This is a genomic window from Eubacterium pyruvativorans (assembly GCF_900102225.1).
In the GTDB taxonomy this organism is placed as follows: domain Bacteria; phylum Bacillota; class Clostridia; order Peptostreptococcales; family Anaerovoracaceae; genus Aminicella; species Aminicella pyruvativorans.
Genome location: NZ_FNBF01000008.1, coordinates 67920 through 92075 on the forward strand (window position 1 = coordinate 67920; position 24156 = coordinate 92075).

Consider the following 24156-nt stretch of genomic DNA (forward strand, 5'->3'; position numbering starts at 1 on the left):
AAAGTCTTACCTGCTATCCCATTCTAAGGCTTCTGCTATTCCCGGGATGCAGCGGACCCGTCTCCCATTATATCACTGATCGCACGCACCGCATATTCCACTTCTTCCTCGGTTGTCGTATGACCGAAGGCGAAGCGCACCGTTCCTTCCGGGAAGGTGCCCAGGGTCTGATGGGCCAGCGGCGCACAGTGCAGCGCACAGCGGGTCATGATGCCGTAATCGGAATCCAGCAGGAAGGACACATCCGCATTGTCGATTCCCTGGAAATCCAGGGAAACCACCGGAACTCTTCCCTCCGAGGTCGGCAGGCCGATCACCCGTACCCCCGGGATCTTCGTCACGCCGCCGATGAACTGATCCACCCGGGCATTTTCCAGCTCCCGGATCTTCTCAATACCGGTTTCCTTCAGATACTTGAGCGCCGCATGCAGTCCGACAATCCCCGGCAGATTCAGGGTGCCCGCCTCGAACTTATCCGGCATGAAGTCCGGCATCGTCAGAAGATGGGATGCGCTTCCTGTACCGCCCAGGATCACCGGGTCCATCGCCTGGGCCATCTCGTCCGTCAGCAGCATGGCGCCAATTCCCTGCGGCCCCAGCAGTCCCTTGTGTCCCGTGACACAGAGGGCAGCCAGTCCGAGTTTCGTGAAATCAATCGGAATAATGCCCGCACTCTGGGCGGAGTCAATGACATACGGCACATTCCTCTCATGACAGATCCTGCTCACAGTCTCCACGTCCAGGATCGTGCCGCACACATTGGACGCATGGGTCGTCACCACCAGCTTCGTGTTCTCCCGGAAGCATTTCTCCAGTTCTTCCGGAATAATCTGCCCTTCCGGGGTGCACGGCGCAATGCTGACTGCGCAGCCCGCCGCTTCCATCGCCTTGACCGGCCGTGCCACCGCATTGTGTTCCATGGAACTCATGATAACGTGGTCCCCCGGTTTCAGAAAACCGCGGATCACGTAGTTCAGGCTGTAGGTGACACTGGGGGTGAACACCACATTCTTCGGCTCCGGAAAATGAAACAGTTCACAAAGCTGCTGGCGGGTCTCATAGATCACTTCCCCCATCTGATACGCTGTCTCATATCCGCCTCGTCCCACATTGCATCCCACATGGATGATGAAATCACTCATCGCCTCGCCGACGCCCGGCGCCTTCGGATACGATGTACTTCCGTTGTCCAGGTAAACCTTTCTCATATCCAACTCCTGCCTTATTCATTTTTGAAATAGTGCAGCGCAAAACTCCGGAATTTCTCCGCTGTCGGAGAAAGGGAGACGTCCTTGCTGCTGATTACATAAAACTTTCTCTGCAGGCTGACATCCGACAGCCGGAACAGCAGACATTTCTCGGCTCTGACACTCTTGGAAGCCAGGTGAGAGACGACAGAAACCCCCAGTCCGGCGGAAACGCAGGCCATAATTGCATCCAGACTGTTGACCACCGCCACAGATTCCAGACGCTTTCCGATCACCTTCGTCGCCTTTTCCTCAAAGGTCATCCGCGTGGCGGAACCCTCTTCTCTCCAGATGAACGGTTCCCCGGCGATCTCCTTCACACTGATCCGATCCGTCTTCTCCCGAATCTTCCGGTAATGCTCTGTGGCCGGAACAATCAGCGCCACCTCATCGGTATAAAGCAGCTTCGCATCCAGCCCCTCCTTCCGGATCTCCCCGGTGAAACCGATTTCTCCCGTGCTTTCCAGAATGCTCTTCCGCACATTTTCACTGTCGGTCACTTCCGTATAGAACCGCACCATCGGATATTTTTCGTGAAATGCACTCATGATCTCCGGCAGAAGATAATTCCCCGGGATACTGGATGACTGAATGTTGATAATCCCGGCCGCGCTGTCCTCCATGCCGCCGATGACTTCCGCCGCCTGCTGCCGGGTGTTCAGCATGTTCACTGCGTACCGGTACAGTTCCCGCCCTTCGCTGGTGGGCAAAGACTCCTTTCCCATCCGGTCGATCAACGTCACCCCCAGTTCCTTCTCCAGGGATTTAATGTGGGTGCTGACCGTGGGCTGCGTCAAAAAAGATGCATCCGCTGCCTTCGAGAAGCTCTTATACCGCACCACATTTACAAATGCTTCCAGTTGTTTGAATTCCATCCTAAAATAGCCTCACCCTCAACCAAGTATTCTTTCATCGCCAACCAGTCTGGTAATCCGTTCATTATCCATATATGCCAGAATCGCCATGGCGAACTTCCGGGTTGTTCCCACGCTGTCACGGAATTCTGCCAGTGTGATACTGCCCTTCTCCGCAATCGTCTTCCGGACGATGTCCAGAGCGCGCCGGAAGCAGCCTCCGTCCATATAATAGGTGTGATCCAGTCGAACCAGCTGTCCGTCCTGGGCCATGGCATCCAGAATATGCCGGACATTGACCGGATCTTTCTGCCCTTCCAGAACTTCCTCCACCGTCGGCATCTCGAATCCCTTCGACGCATATAATTCCGCCAACTGATCCCGGATCTTCTGCATTTCCGGTGTATACTCCACCCGAAAATCCGCCAGGGCCACCGTCTTTCCCTCGATGCGGATCACGCCGTCCTGTTCCAGAAAACCGATCAGACCGGCGACGAGCTTTCCGTCGCTGATTCGGAGTTCCGCCGCAAGCCGGGAACGGAATTCTTCCGCTCCCATGCCCGGAGAAATCCGGTTCTTCTCATGGTAGTCCTCCAGGATGCTTTTTGATGAAGCCGCAGCATACCCCACGAAATCCTCGTGGATCAGTCTGCCGTCCGGCATCCGGCGGATCATACCTTCCTTCTCCAGACCTTTCAGAATCGATTCCGTTTCCGTAAGGCTGAGACGCAGCTTCATAGCCAGATCCCGGTCAGAGATCAGCTCCCATCCGGCCTGCCGGACATACAGCGCTGCGATCTCCCGGTCTGATCCGGTGTCCAGGATCGTAAGTTCCTCCAGCACATTCTCCCGGTTCCGCTTATGCTTCGCCGGGTCCGCATCCAGAATCCGGCCGCCGCCGATGGTGATCACCGGGGAATAGAAGCGGACAATGAAACGATCATTCCGCTTCACGCACAGGGGATCCTCCATGCGCATCTGAGCATAGCAGACGTCCCCTGGCTCGGCCACATCCCGGTCCAGCAGCACAACCTTCCCCACGGCTTCCGCAGCGCCGCAGTAAAAATGGACCCGGCTGTTGTTCAGAACTTCCCGGTCGATATCCTCGAACAATTCCAGTCGGATATCCACCATCATGGAATTCTTCAGGGAGCCCGGCCGGGCCAGCACGTCCCCCCGCTTCACATCATCCTTCTTCAGACCCTGCAGGTTGATCGCTGTCCGCTGCCCGGCATAAGCTGCCTCCACGTCCTCATTATGAACCTGCACGTTGCGGACCTTCGTCACAGTGCCTTCCGGATAGATCATCACTTCATCTCCCACCCGGATGGTTCCCTCCAGCAGAGTTCCGGTGATCACCGTTCCGTATCCGGCAATGGTGAACACACGGTCGATCGGCAGACGGAACAGTTCTTCCGCCTGATTCTTCAATGTTGTCTCGTCGATTTCCCGGATAATCATCTGCCGCAGATCTTCAATGTGGTAGCCGTCCGCCGCAGAAACTTCAATTTCCGGGGCGCCCTCCAGGAAAGTGCCCGCCGTCATCTCCCGGGCATCCTCGTGTACCAGCTCAATCCAGTCCTCATCCTCCACCAGATCCCGCTTCGTGAACACGAGAATTCCCTTCTCGATGCCCAGCTTGCTGAGAATGTGCAGATGCTCCACGGTCTGAGGCATGACGCCCTCGTCCATGCCGATCACCAGCAGTACCAGATCAATTCCGCCGGCGCCCGCCAGCATGTTCCGGATGAACTTCTCATGTCCCGGCACATCAATGATACTGATATTGTACTCGCCGATTTCGAAGTCGGCGAATCCGTTCTCGATGGTGATGCCCCGCTTCTTCTCTTCCTTCAGCCGGTCCGTGTCCATACCGGTCAGCGCCTTGATCAGCCAGGTTTTCCCATGGTCCACATGGCCTGCTGTTCCAACAATAATGTTCTTCATTTCCTGCTCATTCCAATCTGTATATTCTAAGCGAGAATTTCCGCCAGTTTCTCGGCAATCATGTCCTGCTCCGGTTCGCTGACGGTTCTCATGTCGATCACGATCCTGTTCTCATGGACACGCACGATAATCGGCAGATCCCCCAGCCTGAGCTGTTCCTCTATATAGGCTGCACTGCGTTTCCGGCTGGACAGCACCGCTGCGGCGCCCTCCAGCAGAATCCCCGGCGTGGTTCCGCCGCCGATCATTCCCATGGAACGCTCCACCGCCACTTCTGCGTCCGGCACCCGTTCCAGAATCTTCGCCCGCATGCGTTCCGCATCCCGGGTCAAATCCTCCTTCGACCGGGTCAGCATGCGGAGAACCGGAATCGACCGCTTAGCCTCCTCCGGATCATAATACTGTTCAAAGGTGGCTTCCAGGCCGGCCAGGGTCATCTTGTCCACCCGGAGAATCCGGGCCAGCGGATGCTTCTTCATCCGGTCGATGTATTTCTTCTTTCCGATGATGATACCCGCCTGAGGTCCTCCCAGCAGTTTATCCCCGCTGAACAGGATGACATCTGCCCCGGATTTCATTCCGTATTCCACCGTCGGCTCGTCGATCCCCCGGTCTGAGAGATCCACCATCAGTCCGCCCCCCAGGTCATAGATCACCGGCAGACCCCGTTTCCGTCCCAGGTCCGCCAGATCCTCCACCGGTACATCCTCCGTGAATCCGATCACCCGGTAATTGCTGGTATGCACTTTCATCAGTGCGCCGGTATTCTCCGTGATGGCGTTTTCATAATCTTTCAGCCGGGTCTTGTTCGTGGTGCCGACCTCTCGCAGCGTCGCTCCGGACTGTTCCATAATATCCGGAATGCGGAACGCTCCGCCGATCTCCACCAGTTCCCCCCGGGACACAATCATTTCTTTTCCGGCGCCGATGGCAGCCAGAACGATCATGGTCGCTGCCGCATTATTATTCACCACCATGCAGGCTTCCGCTCCGGTGATTTTCCGGATGATGCCCTCCACATGGGTATGACGGGACCCTCTGTGTCCGGCCTCCGGGTCGTATTCCAGGGTGGAATAGCGGTCTGCCACTTCAGCCACAGCCTGCTTCGCCTTCTTACTCAGCTCTGCCCTTCCCAGATTCGTATGGAGAATCACGCCTGTTCCGTTCACCACCGGGCGGAGGGATTTCCGGCACGAAAAAATGATATGTTCCGTGACATCCCTCATCACCCGGTCATGGCTCACGAAGTCCTCCGAGGTTTCCTCACCGCTGAGGATCGCCCGACGCTTCTCGTCCAATACAGACCTGACAACATCCACCGCCTGCTCGTGAGGCATCGACGCGATCTGATCCGCCACTTCGGGATCGTTCAGGATCTCGTCCACCTTCGGCAGTCTGCGCAAAAGTTCACGATTCATATCATTCTCCTGTCCTTATGAAATTTAAAAAAATGGCGGGAGTATGTGGGAATCGAACCCACCCGGGAGGCTCCTAACCCCCTACACTGGTTTTGAAGACCAGGAGGCACACCAGCACCCATCTACCCCCATATAATATTTTGTGGAATATTTAACCTACTCAACTATACCATCGATATCCCTCCTTGTCTATCAAAAACATGAATAAGCCGAAAATAGAACATGGTCTTTTTTCCGGCCAATCGCCTGGGAATATTGTTGAAAAATCAGTACATCCCCGATTTCCGTTATTATTTTCCATCTGCCCTGCGCCCGGAGGATCCGAGGCGTTATTGACGGAATCAATATATACTTCTTTCTGATTCATTTTTTTGATAAAGAAGATTTCTCTTTTCTCCAAATCTCCTTCATGCGGATCGATTCATCCGGTAAAATATGGGGTAAACTTACCCCGGAATCTGTTTCGGAACAGGTTCCGAAGAACGAATAACGGTGTATTTTTTGACGATAGAGAAAGAAGGAGGAGCAATGTCTGAGACGAAACTCACCCAGATGACCTGCCACAGCGGCTGAGAGGCCAAGGTAGAGCCGGATGCCCTGACGCAGGTTCTGCGTCAGTTACCTAAATTCCACGATCCGAATCTGATCGTGGGCTTCGATACTGCGGACGACGCCGCCGTATACAAGATCACCGATGATATAGCGCTGATCGAAACCGTGGATATTTTCCCCCCGGTGGTAGACGATCCGTATGAATACGGGCAGATCGCCGCCGCCAACTCGCTGAGCGACGTGTATGCCATGGGCGGTGTTCCGAAGCTGGCCATGAATGTGCTCTGCATTCCGGAGGACCTGGATCCGAAGGTGGTAAATGACATCATGCAGGGAGGATATGCGAAGGTGCAGGAAGCCGGTGCCATCATCTGCGGCGGGCACACCATCAAGGACAACGAGCCGAAGTACGGCCTCTGCGTCAGCGGATTCGTTCACCCGGAGAAGGTCATTGCGAACAGCACGGCACAAAAGGGGGATGTGCTCATCGTCACGAAGGCGGTGGGAACCGGTATTCTGAACAATGCCGTGAAAGCGGATCTGATCACGCCTGATTCTGTGAAAACGCTGGCCGCCAGCATGGCGCAGCTGAACCGCCGGCCGGCGGAGATCATGTCGGATTTCCATGTTTCCGCCTGCACGGACATCACAGGCTTCGGACTGCTGGGACACACCTATGAGATGGCCGAAGGAAGCGGAATGAATATCGTGCTGGATCACACGAAGATCCCGGCGCTTCCGGAGGCTCTGGATATGGCCCGTATGGGCGTGGTGCCGGCAGGCGCCTACAAGAACCGGAAGTGGATCGGCCCGAATGTCAGCATCATGGAGGACGTTCCGCTGGAATACTCCGACCTGCTGTTCGACCCGCAGACTTCCGGCGGCCTGCTGATCACTGTGCCGGAAGAAGAGAGTCAGGAACTGCTCCGGCGCCTGAAGGATGAAATTCCGGCGGCCGAAATCATCGGATATGTCTCCGGTCCGGCCTGTCCGCCGGTGACCGTGATCTGATGAATCCGAATGCGATTCCCTTGTCCCCCTGCTTCCGGTTTCCGGCGGGGCGGACAAGTTTTTTCATTGATATCACTACGAAGAGGGACTGTCCCCCCGGCCGATCGTCATTCGCCGCGGGAACAGTCCCTCCGCTTCGTTAATCAACAGATGATATGTGGAATTAGAGTGCTTCCAGCTTCCTGCATGCCGCCAGCCAATCTTCAGCCGAACCGAAACCGGCCTGTTTCGCCAGTTCACCGATCACTTCCGCTTCTGCGCCGGACGGCTTCATGTCTTCTTCTGTCGGATAGAGCGGCTCCTCCGGATCGATGGTCCTCAGGGAATTTCCGGCCGCCATGCCCGCCAATGCAGCGGCATTCGCCAGCGTCTCCCGGGCAACCGGGGCCTTCGGTCCCTTTTCCACAACCACCGGAAGGTTTTCCAACACCATCCGCGCAGCATCCATTGCGAACCCCCTCGCATAATCCGTCGCACCTTCACAGGTCAGCGACCGGACTGCCAGGGTGAGAGCCTTCCGTCCTGCATCTTTCGCCATTTCCGGCGTTTCAGCCTGGGCATAGTCGGCATCCAGCACCGCCATTTCCGGAATCAGACTGTAGTCCGCAATAATCCGCTTCTTCCCTGCGTCGTCCCCGGCGACCGCGAACGGAGAACACTCCAGTCCGTAACCGGCCGCCGTAGGGATCAACACGAGCTTTGCTTTCTGACCTGTCAACGGGAAACCGGCTTCCGATGCGGAAATCTCTCCGAATCTGTCTGCCGTCTGCTCCAGATCAATGTCAGGGTTCTCATACAGAAGCCACATGATCTTCGCGAGGCTCATGATTTCTGCGCCTCCGACACCAATGATGACTTCCGGCTGAAGTTCCTCCATTTTCTGGAGTCCGTTTCCGGCATTGCGGAAGGTGGACAGACCACCCTCCGCTAAATATTCCGCAGTCCGGATTCCCTGCTTATTCAGCATCCGGTCGACAGGGCCCACGACTCCTTCTCTGTACAGATCAGGATCTGAGACAATGAAAGCTCTGTTCAAACGATATACTTCATGAAGTTCTCTGAGCGCGACCGGCATACAGCCCCGCTTGAAGTAGACCTTCTTCGGTATCCTAAGCCATAACATTTCTCAATCACCTTGCCTTTATGCTGCCACATTAAGCGCATCGCTTAATTGAATCCGCCAACCTTGTCCAGGCCGATCTCCGCAGCCAGTCCGTTCGGGTATGCTGCGTGGGTGTCTGTCGGGTTCTCGAACGGCAGAGCCAGGACATCGCCGAACTTCTCGACGAATTTCTCGTTGCCGTAGAAGGCGCGCAGGTAGCAGGCCTTGAGTTCTCCGATGGTCGGGTATACCGGGTTGCATCCGGTGCAGGCATCATGGAATGCCCACTCGGACATCTGGTCAACCGCTGCCAGGAAGTCTGCTTCATGCTCTTCCGCCGTCTTCTCCGGATGTGCCTCGCACAGCCAGTCACAGATGGTTTCAGGGATGTCCACATCCTTCTTCAGCTGTTCGGATGCCTTGATCCAGTTCTCGAAGGTTTCATCGTCATTCTTTCCCTTCACGCCGATCAGTTCACCCAGCTGGACGTACCGCTCGAATGCCTGCGGATACTTATACTGGGAGAAGGTACCCATGTGATACGGATGCTTCTGTGCATTGAACCGGCATACATACGGGAACAGCAGAGCGTTCGCAGTGCCGTGCGGGATATGGAACCAGCCGCCCAGCTTGTGGGACAGGGAGTGGTTGATGCCCAGGAATGCGTTCGCAAATGCGATGCCGGCCAGAGCCGATGCATCTGCCATCTTCTCTCTCGCAACCGGATCCGGCTTCGCACCCTTGAAGGCAGATCTGTACGCCTTCGGCAGCCACTTGAATACCAGCTCTGTGGCTGTCTTCGCAAATCCGTCTGTGTAGTCTGTCGCAAATGTGGATACGTATGCTTCCACCGCATGGGTCAGAACGTCGTATCCGGAAGCCTGTGTCGCTCTCGGCGGCAGCTTCATCATATTATCTGCATCGACGATGGCCATTTCCGGCATCATTTCGTATCCGATCAGAGGCCACTTCATTCCGGTGTTCGCATCGGAAATAATGGTGAACGGTGTCATCTCGGAACCGGTACCGGCTGTGGTCGGGATGCAGACCAGCTTCGCCTTCTTGCCCATCTGCGGGAAGAAGCGGATCCTCTTACGGATATCCAGGAATGTGGTCGCCATGTCGAGGAATCCCTCTTCCGGATTCTCGTACATGATCCACATGATCTTCGCTGTATCGATTGCGGAACCGCCGCCGATTGCGATGATGACATCCGGTTCAAACTCATGCATCTTCGGCAGGCCCTTCATCGCATCCTGAATCTGCGGGTCAACTCGAATGTCGAAGAATTCCGCAACGTCGATGCCTTCATTCTTCAGGTCGTTGATGATCGCATCGCAGGCGCCCATCTGGAACAGGTTGGCGTCGGTGACGATGAATGCTCTCTTGAAGTTGTAAACTTCCTTCATCTCTCTCAGAGCAACCGGTGTGCACCCTGTCTTGAAGTATACCTTCTTCGGCAGCTGCAGCCACAGCATGTTCTCCTTACGCTGCGTCACGGTCTTGATGTTCAGCAGCTGTTCGAACTGCGTATTTCCTGCGAAGGAAGAACCGCCCCAGGATCCCGGTCCCAGCGTCAGGGACGGAGCCAGGTCGAAGTTGTACAGGTCGCCGATGCCGCCGAATGCTGTCGGCTGGTTGATGATGATACGGCAGGCCTTCATCTTCTTGCCGAATGCCTCGATCTTGTCTTCCTCTGTCGGATCGATATACATACAGGCGGAATGTCCCGCACCGCCCTCGATAACCAGTTTCTCACAGATGTCGAAGGCTTCTTCCAGTGTCTCTGCCTTGAACATACCAAGCAGCGTCGTCAGTTTCTCACAAGCCCACGGGTTGTCATGGGATGTATCATCCGTCTCGTAGATCAGAACCTTGGTTTCCGGCGGTACTTCGAACCCGGCCATCTCTGCCAGATGAACCGCCGTCTGTCCTACAGCTGCCGGCTTAACGCCGTGCGTCTTGAAGTTGAAGAACACATCCGCCACCTTCGCAGCTTCCTCATCGTTCAGGAAGTAGCAGCGCGCATCCTTAAACAGAGCCTTCACTTCATCGTATACGCTGGCCAGAACTGTTACATGCTGTTCTGTCGCACAGATCATGCCGTTATCAAACGTCTTGGAATGAATGATAGATTCTACAGCCATTCTCAGGTCTGCAGATTCATCGATGACTACGTTGCAGTTGCCCGGTCCTACGCCGATCGCCGGTGTGCCGGAGGAGTAAGCCGCTCTGACCATTCCTTCACCGCCGGTAGCCAGAATCAGATCTACTTCCTTCATCAGCAGTCCGGACAGTTCGATGGACGGTGTGGAAATCCATGCGATTGCATTCGGCGGCATGCCCATTTCGATCGCTGCGTTTCTCATAATCCGAACAGCCTCGATCGTGCAGTTCGTCGCGTGCGGATGCGGGGAAACGATGATGGCGTTTCTGGTCTTCAGAGCCATCATCACCTTGTAAATTGCAGTGGAAGTCGGGTTCGTTGTCGGTGTGACCGCACCGATGATTCCCTTCGGTGTGGCAATCCGCTTCGTGCCGAATGCCTTGTTCTCTTCGATCACATCGCAGCTTGGCTTAAGACGCATGTAGTTCCACATATGTTCTGACGCATACTGGTTCTTCGTGACCTTGTCCACCATAACGCCGTAGCCGGTCTCTTCACAAGCCATTTTCGCCAGCGGAATTCTCATCTTGGAAACTGCCATCGCCGCATGTTCGCAGATACGGTCGACCTGCTCCTGTGTAAATGTCGCAAACTCATCCTCTGCGGCTCTGATCAGCGGAAGTGCTTCTTCGAAAGATTCGACTGAATTGATCAATAACTCCTTGTTCATACTACCTCCTTGCAGCAGGGTCCTGCAGCGGAACCGTGCTGCGGCCTAACAAAAAATCGCAGTAACTTTTCATTGGAATGATAGTGATTCAGTTGATTGGTTTAGAATTCTTTCAATTTCGATCGATCGATACCGGTTTTCCAAGACTGTTGTATTGCCGAACATACTTGCGAATACAAAAATGCATTCAATTCGTACAATTCCGAGTCTTTCGTAACGTCTAAAGATTAAAACAGCAGCAAGGAAAAGTCAATATGTTTGGTAAAAAAAAATAATCATAGTTAAAACTTTTGTTTATCGTCACAATATACAGTTTAGTAAAAACAGGCGTTCCGAAATCCCTTCGAAACGCCTGTTGCAATGCTTTCAGCCGATTTATCAGTCCGGAATCCGGTACCGGGAGATGATCTTCTCTGCGATCCGGATGCCGTCACAGGCGGAGCTGGTTATGCCTCCTGCATAACCGGCACCTTCTCCGCCCGGGTACAGACCCGCCACGGTGCTCATCAGCGACCCCCTGTCCCGCAGAATCCGGACCGGTGAGGAGCTCCGGGTTTCCACCGCTGTCATCACCGCATCATCCCGGTCAAAGCCCCGGAGCTTCCGGCCGAGATGGGGCATCGCCTCCCGGATGGCTTCTGTGCAGAATTCCGGCAGACTGTCCAGCACCGGCGCCGCCGACCGGTCCCCGTCCCGGAAGCATCCCCAGGTGGTCCGGGGCGGCCGGTACCCGCCCCCTCCGTTCAGGAAGGCAAGCCGCTCGTATTTCTCCTGGAAATCCACCCCGGACAGCGGATCAGACGGGTCCGGGAAATCCGTCGTTCTGACGTCAACCAGAAGACCGCTGTTGGCAGTACCGCTGTCCCTGGCCTTCTCACTCATCCCGTTGGTCACCACGCCGCCTTCTTCGGAAGACGCCACAATCACCCGGCCGCCCGGGCACATGCAGAACGTATAGACCCCCCGGCCGTTCGCACAGTGATAATTCAGCTTATAAACCGCCGGCGGCAGATCTGGATGACCGGCACTCTCTCCGTACTGTCCACGGTCGATCAGTTCCTGGGGATGCTCGATGCGGACCCCGATGGAGAACGGTTTCTGTTCCATGGGCACTCCTTCCTTCTTCAGGCTGCGGAAGGTATCCCGGGAGCTGTGCCCCACCGCCAGGATCACATTCTCCGCCGGAAGGATCTCTTCCCGGCCGTCCTCCCGGTACTTCACCCGGACACCGGTAATCCGCTGCCCCGAATCCGCCTCAGATGCCGGGGAATCCGGCGGAACCGGACCGGCGACCAGCCTGGTCACCCGGGCACCGAAGCGGATCTCTCCGCCCAGACCGATGATTTCCTGCCGGAGATTCCGGACCACCTTCCGGAGCACGTCCGTGCCGATATGGGGCATGTGTTCATACAAAATATCCTCGTCCGCCCCCGCTTTCACGAAACTCTCCAGCACGAACCGGATCCGCGGATCCTTGATTCCCGTGGTGAGTTTGCCGTCGGAAAACGTTCCGGCGCCCCCTTCACCGAACTGTACGTTGCACTCCGGATCCAGAACTCCATCCGCCCAGAATTTCTCCACTGCAGCGACCCGCTCTTCCACCCGGCCGCCCCGCTCCAGCACAATCGGGCGATATCCCTGCTGCGCCAGCACCAGGGCAGCGAACATGCCACAGGGGCCAAATCCCACGATCACCGGCCGGCAGGCCATTTCTTCCGTCCCCGGCTCCGCCCGGCGGTAGGTAAGATCCGGCGCTTCCGGCAGGTTAAGCTTCCGGTCGCAACTGAAGTCCACGGTATACACCTTTCGGATGTCCTGCTTCTTCCGGGCATCCACGGACTCCCGGACAATTTCCAGATTCTTCAGCCTGAGCCCCTTTCCGGCGCCCCTGAGCCCCCGGATGATCTTCTCCGGAATCCGCTCCTTCGGCTCTCCCAGCTTCAGCCGGATCTGTCCCATTCTGTATCGGTATCTCATCTTGCCTCATTTCTCCTGTGTAATCGCAATTATTCTTCTCCCGAAAACCGGACCGCCATAGCCCGCCCCGCCCGGATGCCGGTCTCCCAGGCGTGCTGCAGATTGTATCCGCCGCAGGGGCCGTCATAGTCCAGAACTTCTCCTGCCAGATAGAGGCCGGGGACAAAAACCGACTGCATGGTCGTTCGGTCCACCTCGTTCTCCGGCACGCCGCCCTTCGTGACCTGGGCGAAATCCCAGCCTTTCACGCCCTTCGGATGCAGCGGCCAGTTCTTCAGAAGTTCTGCCGCCTCCGATACCCTTTCTCCGGCCTGTTCCCAGAGGAAATCGGCCAGATTCCGGCGGAGAAGCATCCGGAGCGGTGTCCGGCCCGGCCGCAGGGCCTGTTCTTCCGCGAGCATTGTCCGGACCTGTTCCGGCTTCATATCCGGCGCCAGATCCACCCGGATGGTATAATCGTCAAATCCGTTTCGCAGGTTCTTTCCCTCCGGAATCGTCAGACAGCGGCTGGCATTAAACACCACAATCCCGGAAATCCCGTATTTCGTGATCTGAAGTTCCCCCCGTTCCCGGAAGACCGGATCTTCCGCAGACCATACCCCAACCTCAGCCGGCGTCCGGACACCGGCCGCCCGGGAGAGATCTTCCTTCGTTTCCACCGCCGAGAGGACCGGTGCCAGCCGTGTGACCCGGTGACCCATAGACCCGGCCAGTTTTCCGCCGTCGCCAGTGGTGCCGAAGGCCGGTCCGGCTTTCCCGCCGGCAGCAAGCAGCACCTGATCCGCATGGGTTTCTCCGCCCTTCCATGTGATGCGAAACGGCTTTCCCTGCTCCGGCGGCCGGATTCCTGTCACAGCCGCCCCGGTGATGCATTCCACCCCCAGCTGATCCATCCGGTCCTTCAGGGCATCCCGCACATCCCGGGCATCCTCCGTATACGGGTAGATCCGCCCCTCCTCTTCCCGGGTCAGAATGCCCAGGTGACGGAAGAATGACCGGATCTCCGGAAATCCCGGACAGTTCCGGTTGGACAGATTGCAGCGGCCGTTTCCGGTGGCCAGAATTTTCTTTCCCGGCTCCTCCTTCTTCTCCAGAACCAGAATCCGGGCGCCGGGCGCCTGTTCCCCCGCTGTGACGGCAGCGGCCATTCCCGCTGCACCTGCCCCGATGATGAGAATATCATATTTCTTCTGTGCTGTTTTCATTCCCGCTTCCGTCCTCTCTTCCTTTCGGATCACTGACAGTACATTGTAACATCATTCCGGGGAATCCGCCACGAAAACCCGGAAGGGTGATATAATGAGTGCATGGTCCGGCCGCCTGCGCAGTTCTTTTTTGTCTGTCCCCGGACCGGAAGAAAATGCCGATTACACAGGAGCAAGATATGTATCATTACAGAAAATCCGAGGCGCCGGGCAGGCCGCCGAAGGAGCGAAAAGCAGCCCTTCGCATGACCATGACCACGGCATTCATCACCACCTTCATGGGCAGCGCCCTGAACCTGTCCGTGCCCGCCATGGAAACCGAATTCCGGGTGAGTGCGGCGACGGTGGGATGGGTCGTCACAGCATTTACCCTTTCCGTGGCTGCGCTGAGTGTGCCCATGGGGAAGATCGCCGATTCTACCGGCAGGAGGAGGGTGCTGCTCCTGGGGATCGGGTCATTCGCCCTCTTCAGCCTGTGCTGCGCCTTCTCCGGCTCCATCCGAACAGTCATTCTCTTCCGGGTGCTGCAGGGCGTGTCGGCTTCTATGATTTTCGCCACAAACAATGCGATCCTGCTCAGTGTGTTTCCTTATACGGAGCACGGCAGGGTACTGGGGCTTTCCGTCGCTGCCACGTACACGGGGCTCAGCGCAGGACCGGTCATCGGCGGTTTTTTGAACGGCACCTTCGGCTGGCGCTCTATTTTCCTGGTCACCTGCGGCATTTCACTGGCGGCACTGGCCTTCGCTTTCGCCGGGGCACCGGAACGAAGCGCCGGCACTGCCCGGAAGGGGATCAGCGATGTGCCGGGCAACATATTGTATATCGCCATGATCACCGCTATTCTCTACGGCATGTCCAGTCTGTCGGTCTCTCCCCGGGGGAAGTGGATTCTGGGAACGGGAATCCTTCTGATGCTGCTCTTCGGATTCCGGGAAACCCGCACCGAAGACCCGGTGATCCGGATGTCCATGTTCTCCCGGGACGCCGGATTCACGCTGTCCAATCTGGCCGCCCTGCTGAATTATGCAGCCACCTTCGCCATCAGTTACCTGGTCAGTATCTATCTCCAGGTGGTCATGGGATATTCCTCCCGGACGGCAGGGCTGATTCTGATTTTCATGCCTCTGGTGCAGGCGGCTTTCTCTCCCCTCATGGGACGGCTTTCGGACCGGATCCCGCCGTATAAGCTGGCCACCGGGGGGATGATTCTGTGTGTTGCCGGACTGGCGCTGTTCAGCCGCCTGGGGATGAAGACCCCTCTGTGGTATGTCATCATGACGCTGATTCTGGTGGGGTTCGGGTTCGCACTGTTCTCCTCACCCAATACCAATGCCATTTTACGTTCGGTCAGCGATGCAGAGTACAGCGTGGCGAACTCGATTCTCAGCACCATGCGCACTGCTGGCCAGGGAGCGGCCATGGCCATTGTCACCATTGTGGTGGGACTGAACCTGGGAAATGCCGCTCTGACAGAAACCACCCCTCGGCTTCTGGTGCTCACCCTGCACCGCTGCTTCCTGATTTTCATCGTACTGTCCGTCATCGGGGTATTTTTTTCCATGAAACGGGGCGGCGCAGCCCGGGATCCCCATACGGAAACAATGGAAGGAGGAGAGCCATGGACCGAGTAATCCTGCACTGCGATATGAACAGTTTCTATGCTTCCATCGAACTGCTGGACCATCCGGAGTACCGGAACGTGCCGATGGCGGTCAGCGGCGATCCTGCCAGCCGCCACGGCATCATTCTGGCGAAGAATGAGCCGGCGAAGAAGTACGGCATCCGCACGGCAGAAACGGTGTGGCAGGCGAAGCGGAAATGTCCGAATCTGGTACTGCTTCCGCCGCACCGGGAAAAGTACCGGGATTATCACCAACGGATCAATGCCATATTCCTGGATTATACCGAACTGGTGGAGCCATTCAGCATCGATGAATCCTGGCTGGATGTCACCGGCAGCCGGAAACTGTTCGGTTCCGGAAAGGAAATCGCCGACACCATCCGCCGCCGTGTCCGGGACGAACTGGGACTGACCCTCTCTGCCGGCGTATCCTTCAACAAGATCTTCGCCAAGATGGGCAGCGAATACCGAAAGCCGGATGCGACCACTGTCATCAGCCGGGAGAACTACCAGGCGGTACTGTGGCCGCTCCCGGTGAGTGATTTTTTCTTTGTGGGAAGAGCCACCGCATCCCGGCTCTCGGGCATTGGCATTGAAACCATCGGGGATCTGGCGGAGGCCGAGGAATCGGTGCTGATCCGGCTGCTGGGGAAGCAGGGATCCAAGCTCCGGCAGGCGGCCCGGGGAGAAGACGAGACACCGGTGCGCCGGTATGACGAAAAAAGGCAGGCGAAATCCGTGGGAAACGGGGTCACCTTCCCCCGGGATCTGACGGAAGAGGATGATATTCTCGCAGCAATCACCTCTCTCAGTGACACGGTTTCCGCCCGGCTCAGGAAAGCCGGGCTCCGGGCCGGGGGCGTGAAAGTGGACATCAAGGACCCGTCTCTGGTCACCATTTCCCGGCAGATGAAACTGGATGACCCGACGGACCGGGCCGCCGACATCATCCGGGCCGCCATGGATCTGATCCGGGGCACAGTCGCCCCCGGCAGTCCGATCCGTCTTCTGACCGTAACTGCCATTCATCTGGAAGAGAAGAATGCGCCCCGCCAGCTGAACCTGTTCGGAGCGCTTTCGTCCCGGGCACCAGAAACTGCCGGTGCGTCCGGTCAGGCGGAAGATCGCACCATGGAATACACCATGGACGAGATCCGGCGGAAATTCGGCCGGGATGCGATCGGGTTCGCAAGCTCTTCGAAGCGGAAACAGGATTAACGAAAGAATGCAAGAGGCGGCGCAGCGGGAAAAACGATTCCCGCTGCGCCGCTTTCTCAGTTCTAAAGATGCAGTTTTCAGGCTGACAGGGCTCGGATCCGCTCCACCATTGGTTTAATCCTGTTCCGGTCCACCAGATCACAGCCGTGGTCGAAGTATCCCGCCAGGGTGGCGCCGAAGGAGTTGGCATCTCCGTCGTCGATCATCTTCCTGACCCAGGCGACAATGCGTCGGTCCAGCCCCTTCTGCTTCGCCGGATCGAAGGCGCCCGGGAAATACCAGTGAGGCACATCCGCCATCTGCTTCGTGAAATTGATGTCGTCCGCCTGTTCCCGGTTAGCCGCATTGTCGATCGTGATTCCGACGCCGAAGCAGAGGATTTCCTTTCCATCGAATTTCTTCCGGATGTTCTTCCGAATGAAATCCAGATTCCGGATGCCGCCGGAATAGATCCCTCCGCCGTAAACCAGAATATCATAATCCGCCACGTCCCGGGGCTTCAGCCCGTCTGCACTGAACAGATCCGCCCCGGTATCCTGGGCGATCCATTCCGCATACTGCTTCGCTACCCCGTGCTTCGAACTGTAGATCACTGCGATTTTCTTCATGCCTTCTCCTCGTATCCTCCGGCCGGTTATCCCGTCACTTCGCCAGGACACCGATCATATCGTACATTTCTTCATCGAACGGACGCTTCTGCTGCAGCGCCTCCTCCAGGTCATAGGCCACAATCCGGCCGTTTACTGTGCCGATGGCCTTGCTCTGGCTGCCGCCGTCTGCCAGCAGATCCGCCGCTTTCACACCGCAGAGGGTGGCCAGAAGCCGGTCCCGCATGGTCGGCTCGCCGCCCCGCTGCAGGTAGGACAGAATGACCACTTTCGTTTCCTTTCCGGTCTTCTCCTGAACCTGACGGGCCAGCTCCGCAGAAGAAATGTCAACTCCTTCGGCCTTGATGATAATGTTGTGACGCTTGCCCCGGTTCCGGCTGATGACGATCTTCCGGCACAGTTCATTCAGATCAAAAGGACGCTCCGGCACCAGAACCTCTTCTGCACCTCCGGTGAGACCGGAATAGAGGGCGATGTCCCCGCAGTTTCTGCCCATCACTTCCACGATGACTGCCCGTTCATGCGCAGAGGAAGTGTCCCGGAGTTTTCCGATGGCGTCCAGCACCGTCGCCACCGCCGTATCGAATCCGATGGTGTAATCTGTATAGCCCAGATCATTATCGATGGTTCCCGGCACCCCCATGACGGTGATGCCGTGCTTCGCCAGGCTGAGACCGCCCCGCATACTGCCGTCTCCGCCGATCACCACCAGGCCGTCGATCCCGAAGGTCTCCAGCATCATCGCTGCCTTCGCCTGGCCTTCCTCGGTCATGAAGCGCTTGCTTCTGGCTGTCATCAGGAAGGTGCCACCCCGCTGCATGATGTCCCCTACGGAACTTCTGTCCAGCTGACTGATCTCCCCGTCCAGCAGACCTTCATATCCCCGGCTGATTCCGTAGACTTCCATTCCCTTCTCGATCCCCGCTCTGACCACTGCGCGGATTGCCGCATTCATGCCCGGACTGTCTCCGCCGCTGGTCAGTACTCCGATTTTCCTGCCCATATGATTCTCCTTTTCCTGTCATCTGACTGCCCCGCCGGGATACCCGGCCGGAGATCTATGTCACACATTGATTTTCACGTTGTCTCTTCCGGCCATCTCCGTCAGCACCCGTTTCAGCTCCCGGGAAGGAGAAACCCCCTTTCCGGGTCCGGTCTTCATAACCGTGCCGTTCTGGCGGTAGATCATCACCGGCGTATCCCCGGGGTGATCCGCAAATACTGTAGTCAGAATAGCGATCATCTGTTTTTCGTTTACATTCCTCGGAATGCGGATCTTCACCAGATCAGCTTCCCGAAGATCCGGGCGAACCCCGGAACCGGCCGGATCGTCCGGATTTCTCCGGCCTCTCCGGAATCCGTCCTTCATCTGATCCGCCTCCGGCGAATCCAGACCGGCCACCGCATCCGCCAGCAGCTTCGGCGCTTCGCCTTCCTTGAAGTTCAGTTTACCACGGATCGCCACCACGTTGTCCTCAAAAATATCGTCCTGATATCTTTCGTACACATTCGGGAAGACGATTACCTCGGATGTGCCGTACAGATCTTCCAGGTCCACGAAAGCCATCATTTTCGAATTCTTGGTGATCAGATTCTTCTTTCCGGTGATCATTCCGGCCATCACCACAGTCATTCCGTCCCGGATTCTTCCGTTCCGGTCTGCGCCGCCGGTGTAACCCCCTTCGGATACGGACCCGTCCTCCGGCTGTTCTCCCTCCGAAACTTCCAGTTCTGCAGAGGTAACGGTGGCAACCTGCCCCAGCCGGTCCGCATACGCATCCAGCGGATGACCCGTGATATAGACACCCAGCATTTCCTTTTCCAGCGCCAGCAGCATTTTTTTGTCGAAATTCTTCACCCGGGGAAGTTCCGAGGAAGTGTCGCCGCTGTTCATGTCGTCACTGTTCAGCTGGAACAGCGAGATCTGTCCCGCCACATTCCGACGGGCATCATTCTGGGCCGCCTCCATCAATCCCTCATATACGGCCAGATGGGCCGCCCGGTTCTCGTTCAGACAATCCAGCGCCCCGGCCCGGATGAGGCTTTCCACGGCCTTCCGGTTCACAATGCCCACATCGATATTGTCGATGAACTGGAAGATGTCCTCCGGCAGGCCTTTTTTCTCCCGGCTCTCGATGATGTTTTCGATGGCATTTTCACCCACGTTTTTCACACCCAGCAGGCCGAACCGGATCTTTCCGTTTGAAACGGTGAATTTCTTCTCACTCTCATTCACGCTGGGCGGCAGCACATCGATGTGAAACGCACTGCAGGTGCGGATATACCGGGCGATCTGACGGGTGTTCCCCATCTCACTGCTCAGCAGAGCTGCCATAAATTCCACAGTATAGTGCCGCTTCAGCCATGCAGTCTGATACGCCAGCACGGCATAGGCCGCAGCGTGGGACTTGTTGAACGCATACTGGGCGAACGTCTCCATGTCGGCGAAAATCTGCTCTGCCGCCTCTTCCGAGATGCCGTTTCGAACGCACCCAGGAATCTCCACTGTGCCGTCTGCCCCAACTTTTCCGTGGATGAAATATTCTTTCTCCTCCAGCATGACAGACTGCTTCTTCTTCGACATGGCCCGCCGAACCAGATCGGACCGGCCGTAACTGTAGCCCGCCAGATCCCGGACGATCTGCATCACCTGTTCCTGATAAACCAGGCATCCGTATGTTACATCCAGAATGTGAGCCAGTTCCGGCGTGACATACTGAATCTTTTCCGGATTCTTCTTGTTTTCAATATAACGGGGAATCGAGTCCATCGGACCCGGACGGTACAGGGAAATGCCCGCCACAATGTCCTCGAAGCATCCGGGCCTGAGTGCCTTCATGAAGGCGGTCATTCCACCGCTTTCCAGCTGGAACACACCGTCTGTCTCCCCGTCAGAGATCATCCGGTACACCTCCGGATCATCGTAGGTGAGTTTCGTCAGATCGATGGTTTTCCCGTAATCCTTCCGGATCAGCTCCAGCGCATCCCGGATCACCGTCAGGTTCCGGAGGCCCAGGAAGTCCATCTTCAGCAGACCCAGCTCCTCGATGGTGGTCATGTCAAACTGTGTGGCAACACCCTTGTCCGTGGCGTACAGCGGGACGTATTCCATCACCGGTTTCCGGGAGATCACCACCCCCGCCGCATGGGTTGAGGCGTGGCGGGGCATTCCTTCCAGCTGCCGGGAAATGTCAATGACTTTCTTCACCCGGTCATCCCCGTCATACATCTGCCTGAGTTCCGGGCTGACTTCCAGTGCCTTGTCCAGGGTCATGTGCAGATCGAAGGGAATGGCCTTCGCAATCTTGTCCGTATCCGCATAACTCACGTCCAGGGCCCGGCCCACATCCCGGACCACCGCCTTCGCCTTCAGTGTTCCGAAGGTGATGATCTGAGAAACATTGTCCCGCCCGTATTTCCGCTTGACGTATTCGATGACCTCCCCCCGGCGCTCGATGCAGAAATCCACATCGATATCCGGCATGCTGACCCGCTCCGGATTCAGAAACCGCTCGAAAATCAGCTGGTTCCGGATCGGGTCGATGTCTGTGATCCGAAGGCAGTAGGCCACCAGAGAACCGGCGGCGGATCCCCGGCCGGGGCCCACCACGATGCCGCTGTTCTTTGCAAAGTTAATGAAATCCCAGACGATCAGGAAGTACTCCACGTAACCCATGGATACAATGACCCCGAGCTCGTACTCCAGCCTGTCCCGTAATTCCTGCGTCACCTCTTCATACCGATCTGCCAGTCCCTCCCGGCAGAGGCTGCGAAGATATTCTTCGTTCGTGAAGCCCTCCGGCGGAATGAACTCCGGCAGATGATACTGGCCAAAGGTGAATTCCACATTACATTGCTGCGCAATTTTCTGTGTGTTTTCCAGGGCCTCCGGATAATTCCGGAACAGTTCCCGCATTTCCTCTTCACTCTTCAGATAGAACTGATCCGTGGCATACCGCATCCGCTTCGGATCGTGAATGCTGGTCGCAGTCTGTACTGCCAGCAGCACATCATGGGCCACCGCATCCTGCTGCTCCACGTAATGAACGTCGTTAGTGGCAACCAGTGGAATGCCCAGCTCCTTCGACAGCCGGATCTGATCCGGCAGGATCCGGGCTTCCTCCTCCAGCCCCTGGTTCTGTATTTCCAGATAGAAATCCTCCCCGAAGATGTCCCGAAGTTCTGCGGCTTCCCGCTTCGCCCCGTCATAATCCCGGTTCAGAAGGCAGCTCTGCACCCGCCCGGCCAGGCAGGCCGACAGACAGATGATCCCCTCGTGATACTCCCTGAGGACTTCCTTGTCGATTCTCGGCTTGTAGTAGTATCCTTCGATAAACCCCAGGGACACGATCTTCGCCAGGTTATGGTATCCGGCATTGTTCTTCGCCAGCAGCACCAGGTGCCCCCGGGGCCGGTCTTTCTCCGGATCCTTGTCCCGCATTCCCCGGGCGGCGGTATAAACCTCGCAGCCGATGATCGGGCGGATTCCCTGTTTCTTACATTCCTTGTAGAAATTGATAACGCCGAACATCACTCCGTGATCGGTGATGGCCAGAGAATCCATTCCCAGTTCCTTCGCCCGCTTCACAACCCGGTCGATCCGGGCCATGCCGTCCAGAAGACTGTATTCCGTATGTAGATGAAGGTGTGTGAATGCCATCCGCTCCGCTGCCTTTCCGTGCAATCTGTTATCCGGCCTTCCGGTTCCGGGATGTCCGGCCGGAAGACCGGCTGTAAAGTTATTTTTTGTCTATTTCTCTGCTTCCGCCAGACGGGCCTCGATGCGGCGCTTCGTCATTTCCTCGCCCATGATCTGCTGAATCGTCCAGACATCCGGGGACTGGGCCCGGCCCATCAGTGCGATTCGGATCACCGTGCTGACATGACCCACATGGCCCTTGTACTCTTCCGGATGCTTCTTGAAATCCTTCGGCTTCGCCGCATAGCCCAGGTCCACCGCAATCTGCCGGATCTTCTCGAACCAGGTGCCGTTGTCGTCGGCGTGATCATACGTCTCCAGGTAAGACCGGAGGATCTTCGGAATATCCTCCGCCGGCACTTCCTGAGGCATCTCATCCTCCACACGGAACAGATCATCGAAGAAATAGCTGACAAAGTCAATAATCTGACGGGCGTAGATCAGATCCTTCCGCGGCTTCCGGTCCGTTCTGCCCAGATCCAGGATCTTCAGCATGTAATCCCGGTCTTCGAACAGCCCGTTATACTCCGGAGCGAATTCCCGGGCCCAGTCCTTCAGGAAGTCATACAGCTCCGCTGCCGGGATGCGCAGCAGCACATCCTTGGAGATGTCGTTCAGCTTGTTCAGATCGAACAGTGCGCCGGAATTACTCATTTTCTCGGTAGTGAACTCGAAATCATCCACCGGTGCGTCCGGATGCGCCGCCCGCCATTCCTCATAATTGGAGTTCAGGATGGTGAGCAGGTATTCCCGCACCGCCGCCGGATGATAGCCCTGGTCTCTGTAATAGGTCAGGGACAGTTCCGGATCCTTACGCTTGGACAGCTTCCGCTTCTTTCCGGTCTCCTCGTCGATTTTCATGAGCTGGGCCGTATGGCAGTAGACCGGCATCTCCCAGCCCATCTTCTCGAACAGCTCCACATGGATCGGCAGGGACGGGAGCCACTCGGCACCCCGGACCACATGGGTGGTGCGCATGAGGTGATCATCCACCACATGGGCAAAATGATACGTCGGGATGCCGGTCTGCTTCAGGATAACGGTATCCATGAAATTCTCCGGCATATCCAGGGTGCCCCGGATTGCATCCTTCACCTGAACCCGCTTCCCGGTGGTCTTCCCGTTTTCGTCTTCCTGAGGCGGCTGGCCGTCGGAACGGAGACGGATGACGTAAGGTTTTCCGGCATCCAGTGCTTCCTGTACCTGCTCCAGCGTCCAGTCCCGGCAGAGGGCATACTCGCCGTAGATCCCCGGATTCAGTTTCTCTGCTTCCTGCTTCTCCCGGATTTCAGCGATTTCCTCTTCTGTCAGGAAACACGGATAAGCCTTTCCTTCGGAAACCAGTTTCTTGGCAAAACACTGGTAGATCGGCCCTCGCATGCTCTGGGTGTAGCTGCCGTAGTCCCCGATGTCATCCCCCAGTGACGCCCCTTCGTCGAAATGAATCCCGAAGAAACTCAGAGATTTCAGAATGACATCCACAGCCCCCTCCACGTAGCGCTTGTCATCCGTGTCCTCGATACGAAGATAGAACACGCCGCCGCTCTGGTGCGCCAGACGTTCATCCACGAAAGCGCCGTAGAGGTTGCCCAGATGCATGAATCCCGTCGGGCTCGGTCCCAGACGGGTGACCTTCGCGCCTTCCGGCAGATCGCGCGGCGGATACATGGCCTCGTAGTCCGCCGGGGTCTTGGTGATCTCCGGGAAAAGTATGTCTGCAAGTTTGTTATAATCCATTGTTTTCGGTTCCTCCTTCATCTGTTTCTCCTCCGGCTCGCCCTCTCGGGCGTCCCTCGCCGGGGCTCCCCCAACGGCTCCCGCTTCGCTTCGCTCGCGGATTGCCGGGTCACAACTCCG

At 56.9% G+C, this 24156-nt stretch carries 16 protein-coding genes and 1 tRNA gene; 3 read left to right on the forward strand and 14 right to left on the reverse strand.

Annotation, left to right across the window (positions count from 1 at the left end):
- Positions 1 to 35: 35 nt before the first annotated feature.
- The 6 genes from BLQ24_RS04550 to BLQ24_RS09955 form a co-directional block, all read right to left on the reverse strand.
- A complete protein-coding gene (locus BLQ24_RS04550) occupies positions 36 to 1208 on the reverse strand; it encodes an aminotransferase class V-fold PLP-dependent enzyme (RefSeq protein ID WP_090163117.1) in 1173 nt (390 codons plus the stop codon).
- Positions 1209 to 1222: 14 nt separating this feature from the next.
- On the reverse strand, positions 1223 to 2122 hold the full coding sequence (locus BLQ24_RS04555; RefSeq protein ID WP_090163119.1) for a selenium metabolism-associated LysR family transcriptional regulator: 900 nt from the start codon (positions 2120 to 2122) through the stop codon (positions 1223 to 1225).
- Positions 2123 to 2140: 18 nt separating this feature from the next.
- A complete protein-coding gene (selB, locus tag BLQ24_RS04560) occupies positions 2141 to 4048 on the reverse strand; it encodes a selenocysteine-specific translation elongation factor (protein WP_090163120.1) in 1908 nt (635 codons plus the stop codon).
- Between the two features lie 26 nt (positions 4049 to 4074).
- Positions 4075 to 5466, reverse strand: a complete 1392-nt coding sequence (selA, locus tag BLQ24_RS04565; RefSeq protein ID WP_090163122.1) for an L-seryl-tRNA(Sec) selenium transferase — start codon at positions 5464 to 5466, stop codon at positions 4075 to 4077.
- A gap of 33 nt (positions 5467 to 5499) precedes the next feature.
- Positions 5500 to 5596 (reverse strand) — tRNA-Sec (locus BLQ24_RS10060).
- Between the two features lie 30 nt (positions 5597 to 5626).
- Positions 5627 to 5866, reverse strand: coding sequence for a hypothetical protein (locus BLQ24_RS09955; protein ID WP_143004247.1), 240 nt, complete (start codon positions 5864 to 5866; stop codon positions 5627 to 5629).
- A gap of 128 nt (positions 5867 to 5994) precedes the next feature.
- Between BLQ24_RS09955 and selD the strand changes: the two genes are divergently transcribed.
- Positions 5995 to 7029: a selenide, water dikinase SelD gene (gene selD, locus BLQ24_RS04570; RefSeq protein WP_090163125.1), complete on the forward strand. Its 1035-nt coding sequence runs from the start codon at positions 5995 to 5997 to the stop codon at positions 7027 to 7029.
- Positions 7030 to 7192: 163 nt separating this feature from the next.
- Here selD and BLQ24_RS04575 read toward each other — a convergent pair whose 3' ends face one another.
- The 4 genes from BLQ24_RS04575 to BLQ24_RS04590 all read right to left on the reverse strand — a co-directional run bounded on the left by BLQ24_RS04575 (position 7193) and on the right by BLQ24_RS04590 (position 14150).
- Positions 7193 to 8152: an iron-containing alcohol dehydrogenase gene (locus BLQ24_RS04575; RefSeq protein WP_090163127.1), complete on the reverse strand. Its 960-nt coding sequence runs from the start codon at positions 8150 to 8152 to the stop codon at positions 7193 to 7195.
- Positions 8153 to 8196: 44 nt separating this feature from the next.
- Positions 8197 to 10968: a bifunctional acetaldehyde-CoA/alcohol dehydrogenase gene (gene adhE / locus BLQ24_RS04580; protein WP_090163130.1), complete on the reverse strand. Its 2772-nt coding sequence runs from the start codon at positions 10966 to 10968 to the stop codon at positions 8197 to 8199.
- 378 nt (positions 10969 to 11346) lie between these two features.
- Positions 11347 to 12945 (reverse strand): NAD(P)/FAD-dependent oxidoreductase, encoded by a 1599-nt coding sequence (locus BLQ24_RS04585; RefSeq protein WP_090163132.1) that lies wholly within the window; start codon positions 12943 to 12945, stop codon positions 11347 to 11349.
- A gap of 29 nt (positions 12946 to 12974) precedes the next feature.
- Complete coding sequence (locus BLQ24_RS04590; RefSeq protein ID WP_090163135.1) at positions 12975 to 14150, reverse strand: aminoacetone oxidase family FAD-binding enzyme; 1176 nt, start codon at positions 14148 to 14150, stop codon at positions 12975 to 12977.
- A 179-nt stretch (positions 14151 to 14329) separates the two neighbouring features.
- On the opposite strand from BLQ24_RS04590, the gene BLQ24_RS04595 reads away from it, so the two are divergent.
- Both BLQ24_RS04595 and dinB read left to right on the forward strand, forming a co-directional pair.
- On the forward strand, positions 14330 to 15784 hold the full coding sequence (locus BLQ24_RS04595; RefSeq protein ID WP_176755858.1) for an MFS transporter: 1455 nt from the start codon (positions 14330 to 14332) through the stop codon (positions 15782 to 15784).
- Entirely contained in the window at positions 15772 to 16992 is a 1221-nt protein-coding gene (gene dinB, locus BLQ24_RS04600; protein ID WP_090163139.1) for a DNA polymerase IV, read from the forward strand. Before BLQ24_RS04595 ends, dinB begins: the two co-directional genes overlap by 13 nt.
- Positions 16993 to 17069: 77 nt before the next feature.
- Here the strand turns inward: dinB and BLQ24_RS04605 are convergent, their stop codons facing one another.
- The 4 genes from BLQ24_RS04605 to BLQ24_RS04620 all read right to left on the reverse strand — a co-directional run.
- On the reverse strand, positions 17070 to 17600 hold the full coding sequence (locus BLQ24_RS04605) for a flavodoxin domain-containing protein (protein ID WP_090163141.1): 531 nt from the start codon (positions 17598 to 17600) through the stop codon (positions 17070 to 17072).
- A 34-nt stretch (positions 17601 to 17634) separates the two neighbouring features.
- Entirely contained in the window at positions 17635 to 18603 is a 969-nt protein-coding gene (locus BLQ24_RS04610) for an ATP-dependent 6-phosphofructokinase (RefSeq protein ID WP_090163143.1), read from the reverse strand.
- A gap of 60 nt (positions 18604 to 18663) precedes the next feature.
- Positions 18664 to 22260 (reverse strand): DNA polymerase III subunit alpha, encoded by a 3597-nt coding sequence (locus tag BLQ24_RS04615; protein ID WP_090163145.1) that lies wholly within the window; start codon positions 22258 to 22260, stop codon positions 18664 to 18666.
- Between the two features lie 90 nt (positions 22261 to 22350).
- Positions 22351 to 24156: glutamate--tRNA ligase (locus tag BLQ24_RS04620; RefSeq protein ID WP_473234635.1), on the reverse strand; the 1806-nt coding region annotated here is incomplete at its 5' end.

Excerpts from the sequence above, each read along its gene's own strand:
- BLQ24_RS04585 (WP_090163132.1), bottom strand. The coding sequence starts at position 12,945 with ATGAGATACCGATACAGAATGGGACAGATCCGGCTGAAGCTGGGAGAG.
- selB (WP_090163120.1), bottom strand. The coding sequence starts at position 4,048 with ATGAAGAACATTATTGTTGGAACAGCAGGCCATGTGGACCATGGGAAA.
- selA (WP_090163122.1), bottom strand. The coding sequence starts at position 5,466 with ATGAATCGTGAACTTTTGCGCAGACTGCCGAAGGTGGACGAGATCCTG.
- BLQ24_RS04610 (WP_090163143.1), bottom strand. The coding sequence starts at position 18,603 with ATGGGCAGGAAAATCGGAGTACTGACCAGCGGCGGAGACAGTCCGGGC.
- BLQ24_RS04550 (WP_090163117.1), bottom strand. The coding sequence starts at position 1,208 with ATGAGAAAGGTTTACCTGGACAACGGAAGTACATCGTATCCGAAGGCG.
- BLQ24_RS04595 (WP_176755858.1), top strand. The coding sequence starts at position 14,330 with ATGTATCATTACAGAAAATCCGAGGCGCCGGGCAGGCCGCCGAAGGAG.
- BLQ24_RS04590 (WP_090163135.1), bottom strand. The coding sequence starts at position 14,150 with ATGAAAACAGCACAGAAGAAATATGATATTCTCATCATCGGGGCAGGT.
- BLQ24_RS04615 (WP_090163145.1), bottom strand. The coding sequence starts at position 22,260 with ATGGCATTCACACACCTTCATCTACATACGGAATACAGTCTTCTGGAC.
- BLQ24_RS04555 (WP_090163119.1), bottom strand. The coding sequence starts at position 2,122 with ATGGAATTCAAACAACTGGAAGCATTTGTAAATGTGGTGCGGTATAAG.
- dinB (WP_090163139.1), top strand. The coding sequence starts at position 15,772 with ATGGACCGAGTAATCCTGCACTGCGATATGAACAGTTTCTATGCTTCC.
- adhE (WP_090163130.1), bottom strand. The coding sequence starts at position 10,968 with ATGAACAAGGAGTTATTGATCAATTCAGTCGAATCTTTCGAAGAAGCA.
- BLQ24_RS04605 (WP_090163141.1), bottom strand. The coding sequence starts at position 17,600 with ATGAAGAAAATCGCAGTGATCTACAGTTCGAAGCACGGGGTAGCGAAG.
- BLQ24_RS04575 (WP_090163127.1), bottom strand. The coding sequence starts at position 8,152 with ATGTTATGGCTTAGGATACCGAAGAAGGTCTACTTCAAGCGGGGCTGT.